The following is a 25820-nucleotide window of genomic DNA, read 5'->3' on the forward strand; positions in this document are numbered from 1 at the left end:
ATGGTTAAGATTGCCCGTTGGAACCACGACGGCGGGACGCGGTCCGGCTTCGTGGACGGCGAACACTGCTACGCGCTGCCGGCAGGCCAGTCCGTACAGACACTGCTCGATGCCGGCCTGCAGGAGACACTCGACCTTGCCCGAAAAGTTACCGCATCGGCCGCACCCGTACCGCTGGCGGAGGTGCGGCTGCTGGCCCCACTGGAACCGGCCACCATCCGGGACTTCGTGGCGTTTGAGGAACACGTGGAGGGAGTGCGGAAAAGCATCGACGGTGTGGCCGGCGTAGTGCCCGAATGGTACGAGGCACCCACGTTCTACTTCACCAACCCGCACACCGTCACCGGTACGGGCGAGGTGATTGGGATTCCCGCAGGCTGCACGGACCTGGACTTCGAAACGGAGGTTGCCGCCGTCGTCGGGCGCGTCCCTGGCAGCGACGGACGGAACCTGGACGCCGAGCAAGCCCACCGGCACATCTTCGGCTACACGGTGCTCAATGACTGGTCCGCCCGGGACCTCCAGCGCCGGGAGATGAAAGTCAGCCTGGGTCCGTGCAAAGGCAAGGACTTTGCCAACACGCTGGGGCCCTGGATCGTCACCGCCGACGAATTCGAGGCCCTGCACGACGCCGAGGGCTTCCTGCCCATCTCCATGTCCGTCGAAGTCAACGGGCAGCTGATCGGGCAGGACCTGCTCTCCAACATGGGCTGGCCGTTCGCCGAACTGGTGGCCTATGCGTCGCAGGATTCCGTGGTGCGGCCAGGGGACGTGCTGGGCTCCGGCACCTGCGGCAGCGGCTGCCTGGCCGAGCTCTGGGGCCGGAACGGGGCACAGACTCCCCCGCCGCTGAAAACCGGTGACGTGGTCCGGATGACCGTGGAAGGCATCGGCAGCATCGAGAACAGGGTGGGTGACCGCCGCGAGGCCGTGACCCGGGTACCGGCCCGGACCCGGCCGCGCACCCGCAGCATCCAGCCGGCCCCCGTGGCCTCCCCCTAAAGGAGAACTGAGAATGACAGGTCAACCGTTGAGGGTCGGCATCTTTGGTACCGGCGGCATCGCCGAACGGGCCATGGTGGAACCCTCCACCCTCGTCGACAGTGTGCAGGTCATCGCCGTCGGCTCCCGCGACCCTGAGCGCGCCCGGGCCTTTGCCGACCGCTTCGGGATTAAGGCGGCCGGTGACTACGCCAGCGTGATGGCGAATCCCGACGTCGACCTCGTATATGTGGCACTCCCGCCGACGGCCCATGCGCTGTGGGCGGTCGCCGCGCTGCGCGCAGGCAAACACATTCTTTGCGAAAAGCCGCTCTCCGCCAACGGAACCGACGCGCGGGCCATTGCCGACGCTGCCGAGGCCACCGGTCGCTCGGCGTTCGTCGGATTCCATTACCGGCTTCATTCGTTCACCCAGCGGCTGCTCGACGTGATCGGATCGGGTGTGCTCGGCGACATCGACGACGCCTCGATCGACTTCAGCATCCCCCACTTTGTGGTGAAGCCCGGCAACATCAGGCTGAACGGCGATCTGGGCGGCGGGGCCGTGATGGACGTCGGCTGCTACGCCATCGACCTCCTGCGGGCGGCATGGGGCGAGGCGCACGTCGTATCGTCGTCGGCCCGGCTGTACGACGGCGATCCCCGCGTCGATATGCAGACCGATTTCGTGCTGGCGTTCGAGACGGGCATCAGAGCACGGGTCCGGGCCTCGTTCCTGGGCGACGACAAAGGTCAAATGTCGCTGACCATCGTCGGCTCCGCAGCCACCCTGCACGCGACAAGCGTCATCGTTCCGCAGTGGGGAGCCACGCTGCGCGTCGCCGCCGGCGAGAACCTGCTCATCGACGAAAAGGCCATGGAGGGTGAATCGAGTTACGTCGCCCAGCTTGAGCACCTCGTGGACGTGCTCGCCAGCGATGGCCCGTCACCCCTCACGGCAGCGCACGCCACGGCCACGATGGCCCTCGTCGACGACGTCTACCGCGCAGCGGGGCTGCAGCCCCGCTGAGGTGACGCCCAACTGGCACCCCACCTTCGCCACGGTCATGCCGTGCCCCAGCAGCCCATCTGTCAGCCCGGCAGGACAGCCGACCAGCCGCCGTCCACCATCAGGTTCGCTCCCGTCACGTAGGACGCTTCGTCGGACGCCAGGAACAGCGCGCAGGCGGCCACTTCCTCCGGCACGCCAATCCTGCCCAGCGGAATGCTGCCGGCGATGGTCCGCATGGGGTGGTCGGGTGCGAGGAGGTTGCCCTCGGTGGCGGCGGTGCGGACCATCCCTGGGCTGACGGCATTGACACGCAGCCCGTGCGGCGCCCCTTCGGCCGCCAGCTGTTTGGTCATGGCCACCACGGCTCCCTTGGTGGCGGTGTGCGCCAACCGGCCATTGGTCATGGAGCCCGTCACCCCGGCGGTGGAACCCACCAAAACGATGGCGGCGTTCCGCGCGGCGATCAGCTGCGGCCAGAAGTACTTCACGGGCAGGAACACCACGTCCATCTCGTGCTCCAGGTTCCACTTCCAGTCGGCGTACGTGAGCTGCTCCACGGGAGCGAACCGTGTGATGGCCGCATTGGCATAGAGGATATGGACCTGCCCCTGGGCTTCCGCGACTTCCCGGGCCCAGGCGGCTACGGCGGCCTCGTCCGTCAGGTCCACCCGGCTGCTGCCCATGCGGCCCCCGGCTGCCGTGACCGCCGCGACCGTGGCTGCCGCGCCGTCGTCGTCCATGTCGCAGCCCAGCACCATGGCACCGGCCGCAGCGAACGCTAGCGCCGCGGCCCTGCCCTGGCCGCTGGCCGTTCCGGTGATAACGGCGGTCTTGCCGGCCAGGCGCTGGCTGGAAACGGGCATGGGGTTCCTTCCGAAAGCATGTTTCTTCGACTTTCGCAGGAACCGGCCCGGCGCAGAACGCCGTCTTGGGTCTAGATGGTATCCGCCTCGTGGATGGTCAGGGGGTGGGCGGCGGCGGGAAAGAGTTCGTGCAGCCGGGCGCAGGAGCGCTGCACCACCGAACGCAGCCAGACACCGGCAGGGTCCTCCGCCTGCGAGGGGTGCCAGTACATGGCCTCCACCAGGGACGCTTCTGCATCGTCGTCGAACTGAAGCACCGCAATGTTGGCGCCGCGCTGGGCCCGGGCCGCCAGCATCCCGGGCACCAGCGCCACCAGGTCCGTTCCCTCCACCAGCAGGGGCAGCGACAGGAACCCGCCCACCACGGCGGCCACCCGGCGCTGGATGCCGCGCGATTCGAACAATTTGTCCGCGGGAGTGCTGATGCCCTCCCCGAAATAGCCGACGGCGTGGGGCACCTTGGCCAGGTCGGCAAGGGTAAGGCGGGGCTGCTGGAGCAAGGGGTTGCCGGCGTCGGCAACGGCCATGAAGCTGTCCCTGAAGAGCTGCCGGCTGGCCCCCTGCATCTGGTACCCGGTGGGCCCGACGAGCAGGTCGATCTTGGAGTAGTCAGCCATCTGGCCCTGGATCCCGGACTTTGACGTGGGAACGAAATCCACGGAGACCCCGGGCGCCTCCTCCCGCAGGATGCCCCGGAGCGGGCCCACGATCAGCGCCGCCGCATAGTCGGAGGCGGCAATCACGAACTCCCGCTCGCTGGACGCCGGATCGAACCCGGAGCGCACGCGGGTGGCCCGCTGGATGTGAAGCATGGCTTCATCAACCAGCGGGACCAGGGACTGGGCGAAGGGCGTCAGGTCGTAGGTGCGGCCATTGCGGACCAGGAGTTCGTCGTCGAAATGTCGCCGAAGCCTGGCCATGGCCGCGCTGGTGGCAGGTTGGCTGAGCTGGAGGCGCTCAGCGGCCCGGGTGATGTTCCTCAGCTCCAGCAGGACCTGCAGGTGGGGCAGCAGGTTCAGGTCCAGGTTCTTCATACCCACAGGTTAGCCGCGCCGGGGCGCCCGGAACCGCCGCCGGACCGCGGGCGCTTCAGGATCCCAGTTCTCGGGCGACGCGCCGGGCACCGCGGACGGCGATGGCCACGCTCATGAGCGTGGGGTTCATGGCCGTGGCTGTCGGTATGAGCGCATTCCCGCCCACCACCAGGTTCTCGTACCCCCACACCCTGGACCATGGATCGGCAACCGAGCTGCCGTCGTCGGCTGCTCCCATGCGCATGGTGCCCTGGTAGTGCAGGCTGGAGCCGTTGGGCATCAGCCGGGGTTCGGCCACAAAGACGCCCAAGGCTTTGCCTGCACGCCTCAGCAGGTCGGTGGCCTGGGCAATTTCCGCCTCTTCGCGTTCGGTGAGTGCGTACTCGATGGTCATGTTGGGGAAACCGCGGTAGTCGGGCTCATGGTCGTCGAAGCTGACGGCGTCCTCGTAGCGGGGATGCTTGCGCATGCCGTAGCCCATGTTCACGTAGCCCCAGCGGTTGTCGGAGTACGGGGTGCCCGGTTCCATTGGGAACGGGGTGGACTCCGAGTACATGACCTGCACGGAGAAGGGGTGTTCGGGTTCGGAGAAGGGGATGCGGTTGACTGCGGCCACGGGGTCGGCGGGATTCTGGGCGCGCCGGGCCAGTTCCGCGTCAAGGTCACCCTCGGCGGCGAAGCGGAGCATCTTGTCGGCGTCGAGGGCCACGGTGGAGATCACCACCGGGTGTTCGGTCAGGTAGTGGCCCAGCGCTTGGGGGCGGATGCCCGAGGCCCACAGGAGCTGCGGCGAGCGGAAGGCATCTGCCGCTACCACCACCACGTCCGCCGGAACAAAGGACTCCGTACCCGTGCGGAGATCCTGCACGGTGACCCCGGTGGCCCGGTTTCCGTCGAGTTCAACCCGGCGGACCAGGGTGAGATCGCGGAGTTCGAACCGCTGTGAGAGCGCGTTGTCGGGATCGATCAACGGCCCGAGGACGACGTCGGCCCCCGCCCAGCGCACGGACCCGTCGGGTTGCGGGTCGCCGGCCACCGGAAGGGTGCCCACCCCGTAGCCGTCGGGCAGCTCGGCGCCGAACTCTTCGTCCAGGAGGGAGCGGATGGCTTCGCCGACCTTGGAGTCTGCGAAGGCTGCACTGTGGACGTGCAGGAGACCCTTGGCCTCTTCAATCAGGCCGTCCCACTCGTCGTCGGCGATGAAGGGGATCTTTTCGCTGAACGCGGGCGACGGCGTCGCGCAGGTCCAGTGCGCGCCCTGGCCGCCAACGTTGGTGGCGGCAGCCGCCGCCGGGAACGAAGGGGCGTGCGCTGACCCTTCTCCGCCGAAGTCCAGGAGGTGCGTGCCCTGGCGCGCGGTGAACATGCCCTCGGTGACTGTTGCTGCCGGAATGCCGAGGGACTCCCGGAACGCCCCGGCCTGCGGCCCCTGCGACATTTCCCGGGCGCGTGCTTTCTTGGCCGGGTCCGGGATGTTCCGGACGCTCTCGCCGGGAACGGCTGTCAGTTGCGGCCCGGCTTCGAACATCACCACCCGGGCGGTGGGGACTTGCTCCAGCAACAGGCGGGCGTAGGTGGAACCGATAGGTCCGCTGCCGACGACGGCAATGGTGGGGTTGGACATGATGTCTCCTTTGAGATCAGGCCGGGAGGGTTTCGGAAGGTGCGTGGGCGGGGACGGGTTCGTCGGACAGGCGGCCGTGCGGGAGCAGTACTGCCGCCAGGATGCCCAGGGCGTAGGCGCAGGCAAGGGCAATGAAGATGGGTGTGAAGACGGACGAGTAGATCTGGGCGACGTCGGATTGGACCGCCGGTGACGCTTGGTGAACCTGCTGCGGGGTGAGGGTGGAGGCGTCCAGCCCTGCCGGCAGGAGGGCCGCCACCCCGGAGCCGATGACGCCGCCGATGACCGCCGTCGCCACGGTTGATCCCACCTGCCGGACCAGGTTGATGGTTGCGGTGATGGTGCCGGTCTGGCCTGCGGGGACGGCGCCCTGGACCACGGCCACGATGAGGCTCATGAACGCCCCGGTGCCCAGGCCCACGGCACCCATCACGATCATGGGCGCCCACAGCGGGAGGCCGGCCGGGAGCAGCGCCATCACCAGCAGGGCCACGGCTCCCAGCACCGTTCCGCCGACCGGGAAGATCCGGTAACGCCCGGTGCGGCTGGCCAGCCAGCCCGTGAGGAGGTTGCTGATCAGCATGCCGAAGACGGTGGCGATGGGAACCAGCCCGGACACCGTAGCCGAGGTCCGATAGGCCATCTGGAAGTAGGTGGGCAGGTAGGCGGTGATGGAGAAGAAGCCGACGCCGATGATCGCCGAGAGCGCCGTACCGGCAGCAATGGTGCGGTTGGCGAAGAAATGCAGCGGAATGATGGGCTCAGGTGCCCGCCGCTCGATCAGGAAAAAGGCGATAAAGCCCGCGATGCTGGCCGCGAGCGCGCTTCCGGCCGCAGGACCGCCGTCCCTTTCCGCGCCCCAGGAGGCGGCAAGGACGAGCGCCACCAGCGCGGAGGTAAAGACGGCGGAGCCGGCGATGTCGAAGTGCCGGGGTGGCGGGCCCGGCTCCAGGTGGGGAACGGCCACCAGTGCCAGGGCGAACGCGGCGGCACCCACCGGGATGTTGATCCAGAAGACCCACTGCCAGCCCCAGTAATCGGTGATGGCACCGCCCACCACCGGGCCCACCAGGATGGCGATGGGAAAAGCCGCCCCGATGATGGCCATGTAGCGGGGCCGTTCCCGCTGCGTGGTGACGCGGGCGATGATGGTCTGCGACATGAGCTGCAGGCCCGCCGAGCTCATGCCCTGGAGGACACGGGCGGCAATGAGCCACGCGATGTCCGTGGCAAAACCGCAAGCCAGGGATGCGGCCAGGAACATCACCAGGGAAACAAGGAAGATCCGCCGGGCGCCGAGGACATCGCCGAGCCTGCCGAGCACGGGCAGCAGCACCGTGCTGGCCAGGGTGTAGCCCACCACCACCCAGCTCATCAGCTGCAGGGCACCCAGCTCTCCGGAAATGGTGGCAAGGGATGTGGAGACCACTGTGTGGTCCAGTGCCCCGAGGAACGAGACAGTGAGCAGGGAGGTGGTGAGGAGGCGAAGCTTTACAGGTGATAGTTGCATAGTGGTCTGTCCGAACGATCGGACCGTCGACGCGACGTGGTGTGCCCCCGGCGCACCAACACGACGGGGAACGGGTCCGGATGGGACCCCGGCGCCACTCCCCACCCTACAACCACTTAAGTCTAAAAACAACAAAAGGTTGCACGGAATCGACGGAGTCACTGGGCCGCCCGCGCGCTCGCCACGTCGTGCGCCCGCCGTTGGTCTTCCAGCAATTCCTGCAGGTCAGCCACCTCCCTGCCGCTCGAGGCAGCTTCGATGGCGCGGCGCAAGGCCAGCCGGACCGGAGCCTCGTAGCGCTCCGGCACCCTCAGCGCCCCCTCCACCGTCGAGGTCTCCAGCTTGACCCGGCCGGCAGCATGGTCAATGGCAACCTCTGTCCTGACCTCGCCCAAGGCCAGGACCTGGATCAAGCCGCCCGCGGCGGGTCCTTCGAGGACGGTGCCCACCAGGGTGGACGGAATGCGGCTTCCGCCGGCCACCGGAGAATCCAGCAGTGCCATGATGCCCTCCGCGGCCGCCATACCCGCCCGGAGGGTCAGCTGGGAACCTGTCAGGGTCCGGGCCCAGCCGAGGCCGTCACGGATCACGGCATCCAGGAGCGCGGCGGGGGCGGCGCACTCCACGGTGACCACCCTCGGCAGGGTCCCGCGCCGCGCCCGGACCGCGTCCCCCAGCATGTCGGCGCGGAGGCCGGGGCGGTCGACGACCACCGGGATACCTCCGGACCAGGTGCCCGCTGCGAAGACCTCTCGGGGCAGGGCCGCGGGATCCGCGATCACCACCGCCGCCGCTCCCTCGTCCCGGGCATCCAGCAGCCGGGCCCACCAGTTGCCGGAGCCGGGGATGACGGCAACAGCACCGCACACGTCATCCGCCAGCCTGGCACTGGCGGGAAGCCCGACCGCGGCCGCCACGTACGCGGGTGACCGGGTAAAGACGCCGGCACGGGGCCCTAGCGGCGTCACTGCCGGCCCGCTTCGAGGATCTTTGCGGCGGCAGCATCAGCCAGGTCGACTGCGTGGTGCGCGTCAGCCAGCAGTTCGCGGTACTCCACCGGGACCCCCGCTTCAAGGCGCGAGGCCAGGGCGCGCCACTCAGCCACATAGCCATCCACGGGATCCCTCCCGTATCCGGTCCACTGTCCATCGTCCGCGCGTACATTGATGACGGCGCTTCCCGCATGGACGAAGGCCGGCGGGAAGGTGACCTCGATCCGGTCATGGGAGGTGGCGATGGCCATGCGCCAAAAGGCGTCAGGGCCTTCCGGAAGCATGGTGAGGGCGAGTTGGACCAGGACACTGCCTGCCCGGTACCCCACCAGGTAACCGATGGGCGGGGCGAGCCGTGCATAGACGACCTCGTCCACGCCTGGTGCGACGTCCCTGACCGCAGGCAGGTCATGGATGGCCAGCCCGATCAGCAGCTGCCGCAGGACTCCTGCAGCCACCGCCGGATCGCCCAGGTCCGGGCGGCCGTGGGCTGCGGCCTGGAACGGGCCGCCTTCCGCCACGAGCCGGTGGTACCTGTCGTTGGGCGGAAGCGCCAAAGTGACCGATACGGCCCGCACCCCGCCGTCGAGCGCAGCAAGGTGGCGCCTGGCGCGGCCCCAGGCTGCATCGAACACGTGGTTTGTGCCCACTAGGAGGATGGCGCCGGCCGCCAGGCAGGCATCGATGGCGCGGCTGGCATCTTGCTTGGTGGTGGCCAGGGGCTTTTCGCAGAAGATGGCCCGCTTGCCGGCCGCCACTGCCGCCATGATATGGCGGGCGTGTTCTGACGGCGGGCTGCAGACAGCCACCACCTGCACCTCCGGGTCTGCCAGCAGCGCCCGATCCCCGCTGGACCAGCGCACACCACACGGTTCAGCAAGATCCCGGGAACGGCCACTTCCGGCGTCGGCGATATGCACCACATCAAACAGATCCGGGAGCCCGCGCAACACCGGCAAATGAAGGGCCGCAACGCCAGGTCCGGCTCCGAGTATCCCTATCTTCCAAGGCATCGTCGCCTCCTTCTTATGTCTCTATTATTCATAAGTTGGCGAATTTTTAGCCATAGTTGATCTGATTTCGCGCCTTAGTCGCGTGCAATGTGTGAGAATTGGTGCCATGACGACAGACTCCACCCTCCGTTTCGGAGCACAAACGGACGAAGTGACCAGCCTGCTGCGGATCGTCAACCTGGTGCGGACAGGCGAGGCAACCACCCGGCCGGAAATCGGCAAGGTTACCGGGCTGGGCCGGGGCGTCGTGAGCCAGCGGGTAGACCAGGCCATCGCGATTGGATTCCTGGGTGACGGCGACTTCGGAGCCTCGTCCGGAGGCCGCGCGCCGCGGACCCTCCGCTTTCGCTCAGAACAGGGGCGGATTGTCATTTGCGCCCTCGGCGCGGCACACATCAGGGTTGGCTTCGCGGCGCTCGACGGCGACATCATTGACCACGCACACCGCAGCTGGGACATCGCCCAGGGACCGGAGAAGACGATCGATGCCGTCATGGCCCTTGTTGAGGATGTGCTCAAGCATCATCCTCCCGTGCCGGTATGGGGCGTCGTGGTTGGCCTCCCGGGACCGGTGGACTTCGCCACAGGACAGCCCGTGGCTCCGCCGATCATGCCCGGTTGGAACGGCTTCGACGTCCGGACGCCCTTCGAGGAACGCTTCAACGCGCCGGTATGGGTGGATAACGACTCCAACCTGCTGGCGCTTGGTGAGCGGGCCCGCCGTCGCGACATGCTCACGGACCTGATCTACTGCAAGATCGGCTCGGGGGTCGGCTCCGGCCTGCTGTCCAAGGGCCGGATCCACCGTGGTGCCAACGGCGCTGCCGGGGACATCGGCCACGTCCGGGTTTCCGACTCCAACGAGCAGTGCCGCTGCGGCAAGGTCGGATGCCTCGAAGCCGTGGCCGGCGGATGGGCCCTGGTGCGGGACGCAGAGCAGGCCATCAAGGAAGGCGTCACCACTTCCCTGGCCGGCCGGGCAAAAGAGCGGGCACTGACGCTGGAGGACATCACGCTCGCGGCACAGGCCGGTGATTCGCTCGCCATCTCACTCGTCCAGAAGTCCGCCCATGTAGCCGGCGAGACCATTTCAGCCCTGGTCAACATGTTCAACCCGGGAGTCATTGTCATCGGCGGTGCCATTGCCTCCGCAGGCGAGGTGTTCCTGGCCGAGGTACGCCAACGCGTGTATGAGCTGTCACTGCCCCTCGCCACCCGCGACCTCACCATCACGTTGTCCGTGAACGACGAGCGCGAACCGTTGCGCGGCGGAGCCGAGCTTGCGCGCGAGCAGTTGTTCGACGTCACCTTCCCGCGCTGGTTTGCCGAAGGCCGGCCATCCCCCGAACGCACGGCAGTGCCGGCCTGACCTGGCATTCCCGTCCGGCAGCGCCGCTCACGCCACGTCGCGGGAAACGCCCGGCACCACGGCAGGACGTACAGCCAGCCGGGCCTCAACGCGGAACGGGAGTACCAGCGCAGACCCTGATGGTGCCTGAAGGTAAGGCACCATCAGGGTGAAATCGACAGCGACGGTGTGGGCGCCGGCGGAGATTTCCTGCGGGACCGCCAGGACAAGCCTGTCCTGGATGAACCACCAGCCGGGCTCGGCCCGCAAGGCCTCGGCAGGCACGCGCCTGGCACCCAGCACCACCGACACCCGGTCCGCCGCCACCGGCACTCCATCCACCTCCACAGCCAGGCCGGCCACACTGGAGAGCGGCATCGAACGGATCCACGGCAAACCGAGCCGGAGCTCGAAACCAGCGGGAACGGCGGTCAGCGCATCGTCACGTAAAGCGGTTTCCAATCCAACACCCTTCCTTTATCCTGAAACTGACATAAGTTTGTCAGTTAAGTGCATTAAAGGAAAGGGAGCCATGGCTAACGAAATTCCCGGCGGCTGGACCCTCTGCGCCAGCTCATTCAACTGGGTGCCCGACATCGTGGCCGCCCGGCGCACGGCCAGGGACATCGTTTCCGGCATTGCGGACTCGGTGCGGACGGTGGAGCTCGAACCGGGGCTCGTATGGCGGTCCTTTCCCGCTCCGCAGGCCGATGAGGTGGACGCCCTCCGGGAGTCCCTGGCGGCGAAAGGGGCCCGCATCAGCATTGTCGGGGCGAGCCTGGACGACTTCACCGCCCCCGGCACCAGACGGTCCCAGAAGGAGCGGCTGGACTTCCTGGTGCCCCAACTGCACGCTGCGCACCGGGTGGGAGCCTACGGAGTGCGCCTGCCGATCGGCCAGGCAGGGCCGGAACTGCTCACCCTGCTGCAACCGCTGCTGCACCGGCTGGACCTGGTGTTGTATGAGGAAATCCAAGGGCAGCAGGCCCCGGGGAGCCCCGGCGTCGACCCTGCACTGGAGGCGATCGCCACGCTGGCGGATGACCACGTGCGGGTGCTCGTGGACATCAGCATGCTCATGCCCGCCCTTCCCCCCACCTACCTCGGGGAACTTCGCCAAGGCGGCATTCCCGCGGACCTCCTGGCACGCCTGGAACACGACTGGCTGGATCCCGCCACCCTCGACGCCGTCACGGCCCTGCTCCGGTCGGGGGAGGTGCCGCCGCGGATCCACACCCTCTACATGAACCTGTTGATCCGTTTCGGCCGCAGCCAAGCAGGAGACCTGCAGGCCATCATGCCCCTGGTGGGGGCCTTCCACCTGAAGTTCTGGGACCTGCACGACGACGGCGGGCGGGTTTCGCAGCCGCTGCGGGACCTTGCCGCCCTGCTCAGCCGGAGCAGCTTCACCGGCACGCTGACCAGCGAGTGGGGCGGCCACGAGTGGCTGCAGGACGATCCCACCGAGATGACGCAGCGGCACCTGGCCCTGGCGGAGGCAGCCCTTTCCACGGGTGGTTGAGCCTCCGAACAAAACACAACGGCCGGCCCGGAAGATTCCGGGCCGGCCGTTGTGTTGGCGGTGCTATTTGGTACTGAAGGCGGCGTCGAAGGCGGCCGCAGATGGCTCGTAGCCGGAAAGCCTGCGGACAAACTCAAGCGCTTCGGGAGCGCCGTCCAGCCGGTCCATGCCTGCGTCCTCCCATTCCACTGAGAGCGGTCCGCGGTAGCCGATCGAATTGAGCATCCGGAACGCGTCCTCCCAGGGCACATCGCCGTGGCCGGTGGAAATAAAATCCCAGCCCCGGCGCGGGTCGGCCCACGGCAGGTGGGACGACAGCCTGCCGTTGCGTCCGTTGACCAGCCGCTTCTTCGTGTCCTTGCAGTGCACGTGGTAAATGCGGTCCTGGAAGTCCCACAGGAATCCCACGGGATCAATGTCTTGCCAGACCATGTGGCTCGGGTCCCAGTTCAACCCGAAGGCTTCCCTGTGCCCGATCGCCTCCAGGGTGCGCCGGGTGGTCCAGTAGTCGTAGGCAATCTCGGACGGGTGCACCTCGTGGGCAAACCGGACTCCCACCTCGTCAAAGACGTCCAGGATCGGGTTCCACCGGTCGGCAAAGTCCTGGTAGCCGGCGTCGACCATCTTCTCCGTGGCCGGCGGGAACATGGCAACGTACTTCCAGATGGACGATCCCGTAAAGCCCGTCACCGTCTTCACGCCAAGCTTCGCGGCCAGCCGCGCGGTGTTCTTCAACTCCTCGGCGGCGCGCCGGCGGACGCCCTCAGGGTCGCCGTCGCCCCACACCACGTCCGGCAGGATGCCCCGGTGCCGTTCGTCGATCGGGTCGTCGCACACTGCCTGGCCCTTGAGATGGTTTGAAATGGTCCATACCTTCAGGCCGTTGCGTTCGAGGATGTCCAGCTTGCCCTGAACATAGGCATCATCATCCCAGCGCCACGGATCCAGATGGTCGCCCCAGCAGGCGATCTCCAGGCCGTCATAGCCCCACTCGCCGGCGAGGCGGGCCACTTCTTCGAAGGGCAGGTCGGCCCACTGGCCGGTGAACAAAGTGATCGGTCGTGCCACGGATGTCTCCTCCCTATGCTGCCGGGGCGGGCACGCCGGCGGCGACCCGTGTCCAGGCGGAATCATTGTCAGAACTGCGTTCAACGGCCTCCAGCACCTGCTGCACCTGCAGCCCTTCGGCGAAGGTCGGTTGCGGGTGGGCGCCGTTGGCGATGCCCTCCACCAGATCCTTCACCTGGTGCGAGAACCCGTGCTCGTAGCCGAGCATGTGGCCGGCGGGCCACCACCCGGACAGGTACGGGTGCTCCGGCTCGGTGACCAGGATCTTCCGGAACCCTTGGCGGTCTGGGGAAGCGGTCCGGTCGTAGAACTGGACGCTGTTGAGGTCTTCGAGGTCGAAGGCGAGGGCCCCCTTGTCCCCGGAAACCTCAATGTGCAGGGCGTTTTTCCTGCCGGTCGCGAACCTGGATGCCTCGAAGGAGGCCAGGGCGCCGGATTCGAAGCGGCCGGTGAAAATGGCGATGTCATCCACCGTGACCTTGCCGAATCCCGCACCCGCGGTTCCGGACAGCCCCGCGCCCGATTCGAGCAGCGGCCGTTCCTTCACGATGGTCTCGATCACGCCGGAGACCGTGCGGAGGGTGAGGCCGGTGACGAACTGGGCGAGGTCGATGGCGTGGGCTCCGATGTCGCCCAGCGCACCGGATCCGGCGTGTTCCTTCTGCAGGCGCCAGGCGAGCGGCATGTCCGGGTCAACCAGCCAGTCCTGCCGGTAGGAGGCCCGGACCTGGCGGACTGTTCCCACCGCACCTTCGGCAATGAGATTGCGCATGAGGGTTACCGCGGGGACGCGGCGGTAGGTGAACCCCACCATCGCACGAAGGCCGCGTGCGGCGGCCCTTTCCGCAGCTTCGGCCATTGCTTCGGCTTCGGCCACGGTGTTGGCCAGCGGCTTCTCGCACAGGACGTGCTTTCCCGCCTCCAGGGCCGCAATGGCGATCTCGGCGTGGGAGTCCCCTGGGGTGACAATGTCGACGACGTCGATGTCTTCCCGCGCGATCACGTCGCGCCAGTCGGTGGCCGCCTCAGCCCACCCCCACTTCCGCGCCGCCTCATTCACCGCCTGGGCGTTCCGGCCGACAATGACCGCCATGTCCGGCTCGGCGGGAAGGTCGAACACCCGCGGAGCCGTGCGCCAGCCCTGGGAATGCGCAGCGCCCATGAACCCGTACCCGATCATGGCCACGCGCAGGGTTGTCATGCCAGCACAACCTTTCGGTCCACGGCCACCCGGTTCCCCACGTACCGCATTGGAGCGATCTGCATGTAGAGGAGGCGGAGGGTCAGGATGACCTCGACGTCGATTTCCTCGCCTGCGTCGGGAACACGGTCCAGCGGGATGATGATGTCCGGCTTGTCAGCCACGAACCACAGGGTGTCCCACTGCTCCGGAAGCTCCGCGATGGAGTAGGAACGGCCCTGCAGTTCGAAGCGGAGGGATTCCTTGGAGATTTCCACGCCGTTGACGGTTGCCGCGACGTCGTCCACGGCGGACAGCCAGAGACTCCGGTACCACGGGAGCTGGACGGCTACGGAGATGCCTTCCGGGTGCCGGCGGACGTCGGCGTCCTGGAAAAGGGAGTTATGGGTTGCCATGATTAGTCCTTACTCAAAGGTCTCGACGAAAGTCTGGTGGGGTGCCGGCGGCTGCGGTTCCAGCGTCTGCCGGGCGGACGGACTGTAGGGGTGGTACTCGCTCGGGACCGGCTGGTCCGCGGGCGGCATGAAGACGGGCTTTCCGTCGTCACCGAAGTACATGAGGTCCAGGGCGAAAGCGTGCTGGTTCTTCTCGGCGAAGCTGATCCAGTTTTCCTCGAAGGGTGCCCGCAGCAACTCGTAGCAGCGGAACTTCCAGATCTTCCATTCGCCGTCCTGGCGCAGGAAGTCCACCGCGTATTTGCACCAGACCCAGTGGGCCCAGACTTTCTTGCCCTGGACTTCGCCCGGCGAGTACATGTAGTCGGGGCTCTCCTTGGCCACGTCCGGGTCGGTCAGGCCGGACTCGTTGCCGGTCATGATCCAGACGCCCTTGGCGGTCTTGCCGTCGGCCGCCACTTCGATGACCGGAGTGGTGGTGTAGTGCAGGATCAGCTTGCCTACGGGTTTGGGGCGGCCCTGGTGGTACCGGATCACGCTGTCGTAGTCGGTGTACTGCCCGGCGTTCGTGTACCGGGCACGTACCCCCGGGGTGCCCGGCTTGACCCAGAGCGGGATGATTTGCTCATCCTCAAACGCATTGTGGAGGTACATGTAGCGGTTGAACAGGTTCTCGATGTCCCCCCGGTCGTTGGCCCGGCGCGCCAACCGGAGCGCTTCGCCAAGGTCGGCGCGGAGCCGGTCCACCTCGGCAGTGAGGTCGGTGTCGATCGCAGGCATTGAATTCTCCTTAGGCGGGAACCACTGATTCTTCGATGGCCTTGCGCATGAGGGCGTGCTGCTTCTTGACGAGCTCGATGGGGTCGGATTCGCCCAGGTCGGCAAACGCGTGGCCCTCCCACTCGCTGGACAGGAAGCCCTGGTAGCCGCCCTTGACGAACTGGCGCACAATCCTCGGAATGTCCATGGCGGGCTCGTTGCCGTCCCCGTCGATGTCATAGAACTTGGCGTGGACGTGGAACATCTGCGGCATGATGTCCAGCCATTCCTCCGGTGGAACCAGGCCGTGCATGTTGAAGGCGAGCCGGGTGAAGGGACCGAGCTGCGCCGGATCGAAGTTGTTCTCCCGCAGGTAGTCCTCAAATTCCTGGTTGCGTTCCTGCATGGGCAGGGGCTTGCGCCAGATGTCCTGCATGACGGCGAAGTGTTCCTGCGGCAGGCCCATCTGGGTCAGCGTGCGGAACAGGGTGGGAGAGAGGCTGTGCATGGTGGAGCTGAAGTCGGCGGTGAAACCCAGACGGTCGCTGTCCAGTTCGGCGTACATCTCCCGGATCTGCAGGATCTTCGGATCGTTGGGGCCCTGGGGGGCGTGGATCTCGTAGCCCAGCTTCTGGTCGTACTTTTCGGCCAGGGGAAGAAGCCGCCGCAGCAGTTCCTTGCCGGCGGACCGGATCACGATCTTGTTGAAGCCGAGCGTGTTGGCGGTTTTGAGTTGCCTGGCGAAGAAGTCGAATTCCTCGTCCGGCGTCATGTCCCGGTCCTTGCGCCGGCCCATGTCCAGGTTCGTGCCGACGGCGCTCGGGGTGAGGCCGTAGCGGTCCATGCTGTCGCGCCACAGTTTCACGAAGTCGTCATCCACGTCGGGATAGGTGCGCAGCATTTGCGCGATGTTGAATTCGACGCCGGGGCCCAGGCCTTCGTCGGCGACGGCCTTGATCAGGGTCTCGGGGGTGTACAGCCCGGCAGCGAATTCGGAGGTGAGTGAGTAAAGGGTGATGCCAAGCTCGATGCCGGAGCCTGCGATTCCTTCTGACATGTTCTGTGATCCCTTCGGTGTCAGCCGCGGACGGGCTGGGTGAGGTGGCTGTTGAGGATGCGTCGCGCTTCGGCGGCGTCGGTGACCATGGCTGAGCCGGCGTCGGCAGCGGCGGAGCGCTGGACGGCCTGCTCGCCGCGGATGATGTCGAACGGGTCCTGCCAGTTGTTCCAGTGCCAGCCTTCGTATTCGCTGGAAATCGCACCGGAATAGCCGTTCTCCACCAACTGGCGGACAAGGCCGCGCACAGGCACGGACGGCTCTTCGCCGTTCTCGTCGATGCCGAAGAACTTTCCGTGGACGTGCCGGACCCACGGCATGATTTCCAGCCAGGTGTCCAGCGGCGCGGGGCCGAACAGGCCGGTTCCATTGATGGCAAAGTCGATGCCCAGGTCCGGGCGGCCGTTGCGTGCGGCCAGGCCGATAAAGGCGCCGAACCGCTCGCCGTGGACTTTCTGCGTGTTGGGCGGTCCTTCCGCGTAGAAACCGTTCCACAGGTCCACCACCTGCTGGAGCAGGTCCTCGGATGCTCCGCGGCGGCGGTAGGCCTCCAACAGCGAAGGGGCGAAGCCGGTGACGGTGGCGCCCCAGTCTGCGGTGAACCCCAGGAGCGGGGAGTCGAGCTTCTCGTAGCGGTCGCGCAGCGCAAGGACGCGTTCGTGTGCCCCGTGCTGGTCGGCGTGGACCTCCAGCGCCAGTGTGACGCCGTACTTTTCTGCGACGGGAAGGAGGCTCTCCATGGCATCGGGTGTCAGGGAGATTTGAACCCGGGCGATCGGGAAGCCGAGCCTGGCTGCCACTTCGATCTGCTTGCGCATGTATTCGACCAGTTCATCGTGGTTCATGAGCCGGTCGCGGCGGATTCCGGTGTCAACGTTGACGGCGAGCGAGGTGGGCACCAGGTCCACCTCCGCCACAAGGTCCCGGAACTGCCCCACGAAATTGTCATCGACGTGGTCGGGGAAGCCGCGCAGGCTGGAGAAGCCAATGACTTCGAGCCCGGGTCCAAAGCCCTCGGCCGCCACTTTGCGGATCAGGCCGTCGAGATCGTATTGCCGGCCGTGGAAGGCGCGGGTGAAGCTGTAGAGGGTGACGCCCTGGATGGGCGTGCCAAGGCTGGTCATCGTTGTGCCACCTTCATGGTCTTGGTGTCGTGCTCTTCGATGTGCAGCACGCCGTGGTCGGTGATGATGTACGGAATGTAGAGCTTCAGGTCCACCCGCACCTCGTGCCCAGCCTTGGAAGGATCGACGGGAAGGTCCCCGGACAGCACGGCGGAGTCCAGCGGGAACCACCATTCGCCGGTCTGGTCCACGAGCTCCCCGAAGCTGAACGTGCGGTTGTTCATGGTCCAGCGCAGCGATTCCTCCGGTGCGGCAACACCGTCAATGGTGAGGGCGGCCCCGGCGATGCATGAACCGGGGAGGGCCCGGTACCAGGGAATGCGGACCTCGACGGCGGCGCGGCCGTCCTGGCTGGTAAGTGTTCCTTGCTCGATTATGCGGTCGGCGATCATCGAGACCTCCTTGTCTGCGGCATGCCTTGTCGGCATCGGAATAGCGGCAACGTGCGCTTATTCATTATTTAGTCATTCTATTGTCTGAATCAGACATAAGTAAAGCATCGGCGAGTTCCGCCGCGATTTTCGCTGCGCCGCGGACCGCGAGCGCCACCGATGTCAGGGTGGGGTTGCACGCCGTGGCGGTGGGAATCACGCCATTGCCGGCCACGAAGAGGCCGGGGACCTGCCAGACCTCACTGTCCGGAGAACACACGCTTCCGCCGTCGTCGTACTGCCCCATCCGCGTAGTGCCCTGGTAGTGCAGCGAGGCACCCGGCGGGAGGACGAACGGCCGCTCATCGATCGGTTCTCCCACGGCCCTGCCGAGCCGCACAATCTCCTCCTTGGCCCGCTCAAGCACCTCCCGGTCCTTGTCGGTCAGGCTGTAGTGGATGCGCAGAGCAGGCATCCCATAGCTGTCCACGGCGGCGTCGTCGAAGGCGACCCTGTCGTCCCGCTGGAGGTCCTTGGCGCAGAACAGCCCCAGCCCCACAATCGATCCGGGAACGACCGGGTCGTCGTCGGCAAGGGGGATGGGTGAAGCATCCAGCTGCATGATCTGGCCATGGAACGGCATCTCATCCGTGTACGGCACCCACGTCACTCCGCTTTGCTCACTGAGGGTTCCGTCCGCACTGGACCGCCCCTCCTCGGCACCGACGCCGCGCAGCCGGGTGGCGAACACCACCTGGGCCTGGTCATTGAGGTAACGGCCCAAGGCCTCGGGCCGGATCCCGGAAGCCCACAGCAGTTGGGGGGTGCGCAGCGCGTCACCGCCCACCACAACATAGCGCGCGGCAATCCGGTGCGTGCCGCCACCGCGGCGGTCTTCCACCTCGACACCGGCGGCGCGGCCGCCCTCAACCAGGACCCGCCGGACCAGGGACTCGTCGAACAGGTCGAACCGCTGGTTATCCCGGGTGGCAGGACCCATCACGACGTCGGATCCGGACCATACGAGGCGGCCATCGGCTCGCCGGTGCACAGCGAGGGGCATGGGCTGGACGCGGAAGGCCGGGCTGCGGCCGTCGTCGACGGCGGCCGCGAGCCGATCGTGGACGAGGCCGGAGAACGGTGCCGCTTCAAAGGCAGAAGTGGTGACGCCGAGGAGGCGGTCGGCTTCGTCCAGCAGCTGGTCCAAGTCCGGCAGGAACCCGATGCGTTCCTTTCCGCCGGGGCGCGGGCAGGCGGCGGTCCAGTGGGCGGCCATGCCGCCCACGTTGCTGGACATTGCCGCGACGGGCATGCCGTCCTCGCCCGGGAAGGCGTAGCCGTCCTGCAGCAGATACGTTCCGGGACGGGCGCGCCGTTCGCCGCTCTTCACGGCGCCGGGGGAATTGACCGTTTCAGCCCCGGGGCCGGGGCCTTCCGAAGCCCGCTGGGCGGCTGCACGGCGGGCCTCATCCTCGATGTTCTTGACGTGGGCGCCCGGTGGAGAACTGACCGTGGGTCCCACCTCGAACATGGCGATGCTGGCGCCGGGGGCCCGCTCACTGAGGATGCGGGCGTACGCGGATGCGGTGGGCCCGCTGCCCACGATGGCTACATCGACGGTGGCGGGGTAGCGGCTGCTGCTCACCGTCCTGCCGCCAGTTCCTGGATGCGCCGGACAGACTTGGCGGACTCAATCGTGGGGTAGTACTCAAGCCCGATGGGGCCGGCGTAGCCGCTGTCCTGCAGATCGGTGAGCCTGGCGGCCCAGTCGATGGAACCCGACCCCGGTTCGCCGCGGCCCGGTGCGTCGGCAATCTGGACGTACTTGACCAGCCGGCCCGCGTTGGCGAGCTCCGCCGCCACGTCCTCCCCTTCCACTGTTGAGTGGTAGAGATCGTAGAGGACGCCGAAGTTGGGCGAGTCCACTCCCCTGGCGACATACACGGCCTCGGAGGTCCGGTCCAGCAACGCCCCGGGGTGGTCCACCCGGATGTTGACCGGCTCCAGGACAAGGGTGATCCCGGAGCCTTCGATGTGCGCAACGCCCTTGGTGAAGATCTCAATGAGTTCATCGAGCTGGTCCTGCCGCTTGCGTCCGCCGAAGCCGGTGCCGCTGCCTACGACGATCCGCGGGCAGCCCAGTTCCTGTGCCACCTTTACGCCGGCATCGAGGCCCTCGTAGAAGGGCTCGTGGTTTTTCGGCGGAATCATGAACTGCATCCGGGGCTCGGCTAGCTGGGCGGTGAGCTGGACACCGGTTTCCTCAAGTGCCGCCTTGAGAGCCGGGATGTCCTTGCCGGTGGGACCCCACATTTCCACGGCATCGAAGCCTGCCGCGGCCGCCGCGCGTACGCGGTCTGCGGCGCTGTCGCCTGCTTCGGAAAACAAAAGGTCGATATTGGGTGCGAGCTGGAACATGGCTGTCTCCTGGATTCTTGGAAAGGGGGTGGCTAAAACATGGGGTGGTCGTGCACCGGGTGGTCCGGGACGGGCTGGAGCACATCCCAGTGCTCCACGATGCGCCCGGCTTTGAAGCGGTAGATATCTGCGACGGCGGCGTCGGGACGCCCGGGTCCTGATGCCCGGACGTGCACCATGGCCAGGTCTCCGTCAACGAGGATCCGCTGGACCTCGAAGCGCGAGTCCGGTGAACCGTCGAACTTAGGCGTGAGCATCCGGATGGCGGCCTCCGGACCGTCCGGGATGGTGGGATTGTGTTGCTTGTACTCATCGGCAACAAGGAACTCGAAGGCTTCCCGCACCCGTTTTTGGGTGTAGAAGATCTCCACGAAGCGTTCAAACGCTTCGCGGTTGCCGGCCATGCGGGTCAGCCTTTGAGTCCGCCGGAGAAGCCCTGGATGAAGCGCTTTTGCGCGAACAGGAACAACGCCAGGATGGGAATCATGGACACGATGACGATCGCGAAGATGGAATTCCACTTCGAGACCAGCGACCCGATGAAGTAGTACATGGCTACCGGGAGCGTCTGGTTGGCGGATCCGCCGAGGAAGATCAGCGAGGTGAAGAAATCGTTCCACACGATCAGTCCCGCGAAGATGGTGACTGTTCCGGTAGCCGGGGCCATCATGGGAAACACCACCTTGGAGAAGACTTGGGTCTTGCTGGCGCCGTCGATCGTGGCGGCTTCCTCGTAGTCCGTCCCGAGGCCCCGGAAGAAGTTTGAGTACAGGAAGATCGAGAGCGGAAGCAGCATCCCGGTATACAGGATGATCAGGCCCCAGGCCGATCCGGTGAGCCCCAGTCCGCGGGCGCCCATGTACAGCGGTACCGCGCCGAGCTGGCCCGGAAGGATGATGGCTACCAGGAAGAGGTAGTACGCCGCCTTGCTCCACCTGCGGGTGCTGCGGGAAATGACGTAGCCGGTAATGGAGCCCAGTGCGATCAACCCGAGGATGCTCCCGGTGGTGATGATGAGGCTGTTGACCAGTCCGGCCATGACGTTGGAATTGCCGGTTGCCGTGAGGACCTTGACGAAGTTGCCAAAGTCCGGATTGCCGGGCAGGGCCAGGGCGGAGGTGGTGTACATTTCGACGTCCGGCTTCAGCGCCGTGGTCACCAGGAAGTAGAACGGGGCGAGGAAGACCAGGGCCAGGGCCCACAGCCCGATTTCGCGGATCAGGGTGAATTTCGTGTAGCGGAACATGGGTTAGTCCTCAGGATTCGATCGCGTCAGACGCTGCTGGATCACGGCGAAGATCAGGATGATGAAGGCGAGCACCAGGGCCAGGGCAGCGCCGCCGCCGAAGTTGCCCAGCGCGAATGCCTGCTTGTACACCTGGGTGGCCAGCGTTTCCGTGGCCCCTGCCGGGCCGCCGCCGGTAAGCGCCATGATGGGGTCGAAGACCCGGAGGCCCTGGACAATGCCCAGCGTGGTGGCGATTGCGACGGCGGGACGGATGGCCGGCAGGGTGACGTTCCGGAAGCGCTGCCACAAGTTGGCGCCGTCGATAGCCGCGGCTTCTTCCACCTCCACCGCAACACCGGTGAGTCCGGCCATGAAGATCACCATGGCGAACCCGGTGGAGGACCACACCAGGACCACCAGGACTGTCCAGATGGCCCACTGGGGGTCTGCGAGCCAGGGCTTTGCCAGTTCACCGAGGCTCACCGCCTTCAGCAGGACGTTGATGGGACCGTTGAAATCGAAGATGTACTTCCAGATGTAGGCGGTGGCGAGGGGGCTGAGGACCACCGGCATGAAGAACAGCGTGCGGAGGATGTAGCGCGTCTTCACCACACGGTTGAGTCCCAGCGCAATGATCAGCCCGGCGATGTTGCCCAGCAGTACCGATCCGAACGCGAGGAACAGTGTGTTGGAGAGGGCGCCAACCTTGGTGGGGTCCTTGAAGATTGCCTCGAAGTTGTTCAAACCGGTGATCTTGAAGGAACCGATTCCCGTCCAGTTGGTAAAGGCGAAGAACCCGCCGATACCGGTCGCCACGTAGTGGATGGCGATAACGAGGGCGATCCCGGGGAGCGCCCACCACCAGTGTCCAAATTCCAGGGAGCGGCCCCGGGGACGGGCAGGCCGGCCCGTCCCCGGGGCGCGCTTGCCTCGCCGGGGTGCTTCTGCTGCTTCGCTCTTGGGTTGCATCGTCGCAGTCATGATAATTCCTTGCTTGTCCCGTTGAGTCGTTGGAACGGTAGTGGAGTGGAAGACTTACTGTCCCCAGGCGGCATCCATGGCCTGCAGGACCTGGTCAGTGGTCTTCTGCCCGGTGATCAACCCCTGGACGCCGGTGGCCAGGGCGTCGTAGACGGACGAGTTGGGCCACTGGCTGTTGGGCAGGGGCCCATACTTTCCGCCCTTGATCAGGTCGGCTACGTTCTTGTAGGCACTGCCGTTGAAGTCATAGCTGTCCAGTCCGCTGACAGGAAGGGCGCCGTCAATCTCGGCAAAGGCCTTGGTCTGTTCCGGCTCGGCCGCCCAGTCGAGGAATGCTTTGGCAGCGTCCTTGTTCTTGGAGGCGGCATTGATGGAGAACGCGTAGTTGGCGCTGGCGAACGTGTAGGCCTTGTCGGAGGCCTGCTCGGCCGGGAGGGCGCGGACATCGAATTCCGAACCGGCTGCTGCGGTCTTCAGCTGCTTCCAGCTTGGGGCGGGGATGAAGCCGGCGACGGAAGTTCCGCTGGCAAGGCCTTGGGTAATGGCATCAAATCCCGCGCCGGCGGCACCTTGCTGGAAGCAGCCCGCATCATTGAGCTTCTTCACGGCGTCGAGGGCAGACTTCCACCCGTCCGAGCCGGCAAACGTTACCTGGTTCGAGGTCCGCTTGGCATTCCAGTCAGGATCGCCTGCATAGACCCGGCTGGCAGCAAGGGACATGGCCATCAGCCCGGTGTTCGGGGCGGCCGCGCCGGCCAAGGCGAAGAAGGACTTGCCGGAAGACTGAAGGTTCTTGCACTGCTTCTCCATGGCGGCGAAGTCTGCGGGGAAGTCGGTGATGCCGGAGGCCTTAGCGGCCGTTTCGTTGGCCACCAGGCCTACGACAGTGATCTCCATGGCTTGGCCGTAGACCTTGCTGTCCGCGCCGAAGAGGGCGTCGCTGCCGGAGGGAACCAGTTTTTTGGCGGCATCATCCAGCGGCTCCAGGAAGCCTGCCTGTGCGAGGGGAAGGATACTGCGTCCCTGCCCGGAACCCGGCGTCGTGACCACGACATCCGAGGCGTTACCGGCCTGGAGTTGGGTCCGCAGGGTCTGGTCGTAAGAATCATTGGGCTGCGGGTTGAACGTGATCTTCACGTTCGAGTGGGACTTCATGTAGTCCTCCGCCAGCGTCTGGAAGGGGCTCTCGATGGTGTTGGAAGTGGCGAAAGAGAGGGAAAATTCCTGCGATCCACCGGAAGAAGAGGTGCTGCTGGCGGAGGTGGAGCAGCCAGAGAGGGCGAGGGCCGCAATGGTGGGAACGGCGAGGGCGCCGACCACCTTCAATCCCGCGGGGCGACGGTGCTGTGTCATGTCCAGCCTTTCAGACTTCGTTGTCGAGGAATCCGGGGTCGTGACCCCGGTCACTCACAAGTATGCGGGAGATGTGTAGAAAAAGCACATAAGTATTGCAGATGACAGACATAAGTTTCACGAAGGTTCGCAGAAGGATCACATAGAGAGCAGTGATGGCGCGGCCGGTCCAGCACGCGTTGTGTGGGCTGCCCTTCGGTGCCACGCCCCGGAGGGCGCGTGGCGGCTGCTTAGCTGCCCGGCCCCAGGTGAATGGTGACGATGGTCCCGGTCTCGGGGGCGGGACCGAGGTCAAGTCGGCCACCGGCCGCAGCGGCAATCCGGGCACAGGTTGCCAGGCCCAGGCCGGATCCGGGCGGGTCACCCTGGCGGTCAAGGCGCACCAGCGGATCGAGCACGCGTTCGCGGTCGGCGGAGGCGATGCCCTTGCCGTTGTCGATGACGCGCAGGACCGCACCGTCGTCGCCACGGTGGCCGGTGATGTGGACGACCGGCGGGACGCCAGGCCGGCTGTAGGCCAGGGCGTTGTGGATGAGGTTTTGCAGGAGAACCCGGGTCTGGACCGGGTCCGCGGTAAACAGCAGCTCCCCCGAGTCCACGGACGCTCCCGACTCCTCCACGGCGGTGGCCAGGTCCGCGATGACGTCCCCCACGAGGTCCGCCAGGGAAACCGCGGCGGGCTGCAGGTCACCGCCGATGGTGGCGAAGGCCAGGACGTCCTCGACCATCGCCAGCATGCGCCGCCCGGTCCGGCCGACAATGCCCAGGTACTCCGGAAGCCGGGCGTCGTCGCCTGCTTCTGCGTCCATCTCGCCCAGTTCCACGAATCCGAGGATCGAGGTCAGCGGGTTGCGGAGGTCGTGGCTGATCCTGCCGGCAAACTCCGCCAGGAGGGTGTTGCTCCGCTCGGCTTCGGCCAGCGCATCAGCCAGGCGGCGTGCGCGGTGTTCCAATTGCAGGACGTCGACGATTTGGGCGGCGAGGATTTCAAGGCCGCGGAGTTGTTCGCCGCTGAGCCGGCCGGTTTCCCGGGCGCCGGCACAAAGGGTGCCAAGGACAAACCCGTCGTCGGTCACCAGCGGAATGGAGGCATAGAACCTGACACTGCCCCGCCGGCCGTCCACGTAGGGGTTTTCGCGGTACCGGGGGTCCAGGGAAGCGTCCTCGAGGACGGTGGGCTCACCGCTAAGGAACCCCACCGCGCACATCGAGTCTTCCCTGGTGCACAGATACGGTTCCAAGCCCGCGGTGGCTGCCTGGTACTGGAGGTCTTCGGTGATGATGTTGATGGCTGTCACCGGCTGGCCACAGACCGTGCGGGCCAGTTCAACAAGGTTCTGCAAGCGTTCCGAGGCAGCCGGAACTTCGACATGTCCGTCCGGACCTGGAATGGGCAGCCCGGTTCCGGCAAGGACTGCGTCTCGGACCATCTCGTTCACCGTCATGGCCGGCGCGCCTTGTTATTAGCGCGCTCGAACCACAGGCCATCCGCGCGTGCGGTGGCCAAGCCTTCCATGCCGGGATCGTCCACCGGCCCAGCATCGCATACCGGCGTCGCCGCACGGGGAAAACACAGGAGGGCCGGCTCAAATCCATGAGCCGGCCCTCCTTGCCTTCCCGGGCGCCGCGGCGTCCGGGAAGGTGAACCAATCAGCCCGGGACGTTCCGGGGATCGTTGCCGTAGCTGTACTTCTCCCCGATCTGGCCGTCCTGGTTTTTGATGACGTGTTCCACCTTGTCTGTTTTCGCGGCGTCGCGGCCGGCGGCCACCCCTTCTTCCTTGGTGCCGTAGCCCGCACCAAACGCGCGGTCAGCGCCTTCGCGCTTGTTCTTCCACTGGCCGTCTTCGTAGTACGTCTCGATATCGCCCTGAGCCATTGCACACTCCCTCTGCTGTTTGGTTCCAAGACGCCTGCTGCGCAAGCGCGGAAAACGAAAAGCCCCGCTGTACATGTTGTTGTAAAAC

26 protein-coding genes are annotated in these 25820 nt (G+C 66.3%); 4 read left to right on the forward strand and 22 right to left on the reverse strand.

From position 1 onward, the window contains the following. Together DC347_RS00960 and DC347_RS00965 are read left to right on the forward strand one after the other, a co-directional pair. A complete protein-coding gene (locus DC347_RS00960; protein ID WP_109044118.1) occupies positions 1-1002 on the forward strand; it encodes a fumarylacetoacetate hydrolase family protein in 1002 nt (333 codons plus the stop codon). A gap of 13 nt (positions 1003-1015) precedes the next feature. Then, positions 1016-2011, forward strand: coding sequence for a Gfo/Idh/MocA family protein (locus DC347_RS00965; protein ID WP_109044119.1), 996 nt, complete (start codon positions 1016-1018; stop codon positions 2009-2011). A 62-nt stretch (positions 2012-2073) separates the two neighbouring features. Here DC347_RS00965 and DC347_RS00970 read toward each other — a convergent pair whose 3' ends face one another. The 6 genes from DC347_RS00970 to DC347_RS00995 all read right to left on the reverse strand — a co-directional run bounded on the left by DC347_RS00970 (position 2074) and on the right by DC347_RS00995 (position 9029). Then, entirely contained in the window at positions 2074-2856 is a 783-nt protein-coding gene (locus tag DC347_RS00970; RefSeq protein WP_109044120.1) for an SDR family NAD(P)-dependent oxidoreductase, read from the reverse strand. 71 nt (positions 2857-2927) lie between these two features. Next, a complete protein-coding gene (locus DC347_RS00975) occupies positions 2928-3890 on the reverse strand; it encodes a LysR family transcriptional regulator (protein ID WP_109044121.1) in 963 nt (320 codons plus the stop codon). Between the two features lie 55 nt (positions 3891-3945). Next, positions 3946-5514 (reverse strand): GMC oxidoreductase, encoded by a 1569-nt coding sequence (locus DC347_RS00980; RefSeq protein ID WP_109044122.1) that lies wholly within the window; start codon positions 5512-5514, stop codon positions 3946-3948. 16 nt (positions 5515-5530) lie between these two features. Then, on the reverse strand, positions 5531-7024 hold the full coding sequence (locus tag DC347_RS00985; protein ID WP_109044123.1) for an MFS transporter: 1494 nt from the start codon (positions 7022-7024) through the stop codon (positions 5531-5533). Between the two features lie 158 nt (positions 7025-7182). After that, complete coding sequence (locus DC347_RS00990; protein ID WP_109044124.1) at positions 7183-7992, reverse strand: hypothetical protein; 810 nt, start codon at positions 7990-7992, stop codon at positions 7183-7185. Next, a complete protein-coding gene (locus tag DC347_RS00995) occupies positions 7989-9029 on the reverse strand; it encodes a Gfo/Idh/MocA family protein (RefSeq protein WP_109044125.1) in 1041 nt (346 codons plus the stop codon). The genes DC347_RS00990 and DC347_RS00995 overlap by 4 nt, the downstream gene beginning before the upstream one ends. A 106-nt stretch (positions 9030-9135) precedes the next feature. On the opposite strand from DC347_RS00995, the gene DC347_RS01000 reads away from it, so the two are divergent. Next, positions 9136-10398: an ROK family protein gene (locus DC347_RS01000; protein WP_109044126.1), complete on the forward strand. Its 1263-nt coding sequence runs from the start codon at positions 9136-9138 to the stop codon at positions 10396-10398. A gap of 27 nt (positions 10399-10425) precedes the next feature. Here DC347_RS01000 and DC347_RS01005 read toward each other — a convergent pair whose 3' ends face one another. Continuing rightward, entirely contained in the window at positions 10426-10839 is a 414-nt protein-coding gene (locus DC347_RS01005) for a DUF6379 domain-containing protein (RefSeq protein ID WP_109044127.1), read from the reverse strand. 70 nt (positions 10840-10909) lie between these two features. On the opposite strand from DC347_RS01005, the gene DC347_RS01010 reads away from it, so the two are divergent. Continuing rightward, positions 10910-11899 carry a restriction endonuclease subunit R gene (locus tag DC347_RS01010; RefSeq protein ID WP_109044128.1) on the forward strand — a complete coding sequence of 330 codons (990 nt, stop codon included), beginning with the start codon at positions 10910-10912 and terminating at the stop codon, positions 11897-11899. Positions 11900-11962: 63 nt separating this feature from the next. On the opposite strand, the gene DC347_RS01015 is transcribed toward DC347_RS01010, so the two are convergent. The 15 genes from DC347_RS01015 to DC347_RS01085 all read right to left on the reverse strand — a co-directional run bounded on the left by DC347_RS01015 (position 11963) and on the right by DC347_RS01085 (position 25732). Beyond that, positions 11963-12967, reverse strand: a complete 1005-nt coding sequence (locus DC347_RS01015; RefSeq protein ID WP_109044129.1) for a sugar phosphate isomerase/epimerase — start codon at positions 12965-12967, stop codon at positions 11963-11965. A gap of 13 nt (positions 12968-12980) precedes the next feature. Continuing rightward, positions 12981-14168, reverse strand: coding sequence for a Gfo/Idh/MocA family protein (locus tag DC347_RS01020; protein WP_206073858.1), 1188 nt, complete (start codon positions 14166-14168; stop codon positions 12981-12983). After that, positions 14165-14563 carry a DUF6379 domain-containing protein gene (locus DC347_RS01025; RefSeq protein WP_109044130.1) on the reverse strand — a complete coding sequence of 133 codons (399 nt, stop codon included), beginning with the start codon at positions 14561-14563 and terminating at the stop codon, positions 14165-14167. Before DC347_RS01025 ends, DC347_RS01020 begins: the two co-directional genes overlap by 4 nt. Before the next feature lie 9 nt (positions 14564-14572). After that, positions 14573-15343, reverse strand: coding sequence for a nuclear transport factor 2 family protein (locus DC347_RS01030; RefSeq protein ID WP_109044131.1), 771 nt, complete (start codon positions 15341-15343; stop codon positions 14573-14575). Between the two features lie 10 nt (positions 15344-15353). After that, the gene (locus DC347_RS01035) at positions 15354-16379 is read right to left on the reverse strand and encodes a sugar phosphate isomerase/epimerase (RefSeq protein ID WP_109044132.1); all 1026 of its coding nucleotides are present in this window, start codon (positions 16377-16379) and stop codon (positions 15354-15356) included. A 20-nt stretch (positions 16380-16399) separates the two neighbouring features. Beyond that, positions 16400-17503: a sugar phosphate isomerase/epimerase gene (locus tag DC347_RS01040; protein ID WP_109044133.1), complete on the reverse strand. Its 1104-nt coding sequence runs from the start codon at positions 17501-17503 to the stop codon at positions 16400-16402. Then, positions 17500-17895, reverse strand: coding sequence for a DUF6379 domain-containing protein (locus tag DC347_RS01045; RefSeq protein WP_109044134.1), 396 nt, complete (start codon positions 17893-17895; stop codon positions 17500-17502). The genes DC347_RS01040 and DC347_RS01045 overlap by 4 nt, the downstream gene beginning before the upstream one ends. A gap of 64 nt (positions 17896-17959) precedes the next feature. Further along, a complete protein-coding gene (locus tag DC347_RS01050) occupies positions 17960-19519 on the reverse strand; it encodes a GMC oxidoreductase (protein ID WP_109044135.1) in 1560 nt (519 codons plus the stop codon). Next, positions 19516-20292 carry a TIM barrel protein gene (locus DC347_RS01055; protein WP_109044136.1) on the reverse strand — a complete coding sequence of 259 codons (777 nt, stop codon included), beginning with the start codon at positions 20290-20292 and terminating at the stop codon, positions 19516-19518. The genes DC347_RS01050 and DC347_RS01055 overlap by 4 nt, the downstream gene beginning before the upstream one ends. 32 nt (positions 20293-20324) lie before the next feature. Next, positions 20325-20696 carry a nuclear transport factor 2 family protein gene (locus DC347_RS01060; protein WP_109044137.1) on the reverse strand — a complete coding sequence of 124 codons (372 nt, stop codon included), beginning with the start codon at positions 20694-20696 and terminating at the stop codon, positions 20325-20327. A 5-nt stretch (positions 20697-20701) separates the two neighbouring features. Further along, the gene (locus DC347_RS01065) at positions 20702-21538 is read right to left on the reverse strand and encodes a carbohydrate ABC transporter permease (RefSeq protein ID WP_109044138.1); all 837 of its coding nucleotides are present in this window, start codon (positions 21536-21538) and stop codon (positions 20702-20704) included. 3 nt (positions 21539-21541) lie between these two features. Beyond that, positions 21542-22501, reverse strand: a complete 960-nt coding sequence (locus tag DC347_RS01070) for a carbohydrate ABC transporter permease (protein WP_109044139.1) — start codon at positions 22499-22501, stop codon at positions 21542-21544. 54 nt (positions 22502-22555) lie between these two features. Continuing rightward, on the reverse strand, positions 22556-23854 hold the full coding sequence (locus DC347_RS01075; RefSeq protein ID WP_109044140.1) for an ABC transporter substrate-binding protein: 1299 nt from the start codon (positions 23852-23854) through the stop codon (positions 22556-22558). A gap of 230 nt (positions 23855-24084) precedes the next feature. Beyond that, positions 24085-25299 (reverse strand): ATP-binding protein, encoded by a 1215-nt coding sequence (locus DC347_RS01080; protein WP_109044141.1) that lies wholly within the window; start codon positions 25297-25299, stop codon positions 24085-24087. Between the two features lie 205 nt (positions 25300-25504). Beyond that, on the reverse strand, positions 25505-25732 hold the full coding sequence (locus DC347_RS01085) for a DUF2188 domain-containing protein (protein ID WP_109044142.1): 228 nt from the start codon (positions 25730-25732) through the stop codon (positions 25505-25507). Between the last annotated feature and the right edge of the window lie 88 nt (positions 25733-25820).

Source organism: Pseudarthrobacter sp. AG30 (assembly GCF_003116525.1).
Classification (GTDB): Bacteria; Actinomycetota; Actinomycetes; order Actinomycetales; family Micrococcaceae; genus Arthrobacter.